This window comes from Shewanella sp. MF05960, from assembly GCF_050849305.1.
Lineage (GTDB): Bacteria > Pseudomonadota > Gammaproteobacteria > Enterobacterales > Shewanellaceae > Shewanella.
Window position 1 is genome coordinate 1 of record NZ_JBOZPS010000055.1, and the last position, 1,366, is coordinate 1,366.

Here is a 1,366-nt window from a genome sequence, read left to right on the forward strand (position 1 = left end):
TGGGTGATGAGATGGACGCTCCCTAATACGGCGTCAATGCGCCAAACTGATGTTGAACCATACAGTTACTTAAGGAGCGTCCACCATGAAAGTTACCACTATTGCGATTGATTTGGCAAAAAATGTTTTCCAAGTTTTAGGAATGGATAGCCATGCAAAGCAAGTCTTCAATAAACGGTTAAATCGCACTCAGCTGATTGAGTTTATGTTGCAACAACCCCATTGCGATGTGGTATTTGAGGCTTGCTATTCATCCCATTACTGGGGGCGTAAGTTTCTCGCTATGGGGCATAACGTTAAGCTCATTCCAGCCCAACATGTCACCCCGTTCGTGCGAGGCAGTAAAAATGACAACAATGACACAATGGCGATTTATGAAGCCAGCTTTAGGCCTAACATTCGTTTCGTGCCAGTGAAAACCGAAGAGCAGCAAGAAATATTGATGTTACACCGAGTCAGAGAACGTTTAGTGAAGGAGAAAACTGCCTGCACTAATCAAATTAGGGGGGTATTAGTCGATTTTGGGATTTGCTTTGCCCAAGGTTATAAAGCATTTGAAGTGGCTATGTGGGACATCATTAACGATGCGTCACAACGTCCCATTATTAAACTGATGGCTAATGATTTCTGGGATGAATATCAAAGTGTTAATACACGTTTAGACAGAATTAATACCTTGATAAAAAAGCTTGTCGAACGTGACCCTAATGGCAAAATATTATTAAGTATTCCTGGTATCGGCCCTATTATCGCGTCAGCATTCGTCGCATCAATTGGCAAAGGCCAGGCGTTTAATACTGCTAAAGAACTGGGTGTGTGGCTGGGGTTAACCCCCAAGCAATTTGCCTCTGGCCATCGAAGTGTCAATGGCAATATCACCAAGCGAGGCAACGGATATTTACGCAAACAGCTTATTCATGGTGCGAGAACCGTTGTCAGCCATGCAAGTAAAAAACAAGATGATTTAAACCTCTGGATAACACAGTTAAGAAGCCGAAAAAGCATCTGCAGTACGGTGGTTGCCACGGCTCATAGACTCGCCAGACTGATATGGATTTTATTACAAAAACAAGTGCCTTATGCTCCGCAATATGCAGCAAATCAAGGTGTAAACCATGGTACTTGTTAACACTGTTGTCGCTATCTTGCAGAGTTCGGTCTGGCCAAGGGTAATTAACCCGAGTGGGTGATAAGAGCCGCGAGATAGCGCATTAAATACTCACCAGGGTTGTTGTTATTGATGAAGAAATGGCTCAGTCCAACCAGTGCTAGCCCGAATAGGCCAAGGATAGGAAAAACCTAATCCGCATGGGTGTTTCAATTGACCGGCGCAGTGGTACGGATTTCATTAGGGGCGCAGCTTGGC

The 1,366-nt window shown here is 44.2% G+C and carries 1 protein-coding gene; it reads left to right on the plus strand.

Annotation, left to right across the window (positions count from 1 at the left end):
• Positions 1–85 precede the first annotated feature (85 nt).
• The gene (locus tag ACROAE_RS20535; protein ID WP_432406171.1) at positions 86–1,129 is read left to right on the plus strand and encodes an IS110 family transposase; all 1,044 of its coding nucleotides are present in this window, start codon (positions 86–88) and stop codon (positions 1,127–1,129) included.
• The last annotated feature ends 237 nt before the right edge of the window (positions 1,130–1,366 follow it).

Excerpts from the sequence above, each read along its gene's own strand:
- ACROAE_RS20535 (WP_432406171.1), top strand. The coding sequence starts at position 86 with ATGAAAGTTACCACTATTGCGATTGATTTGGCAAAAAATGTTTTCCAA.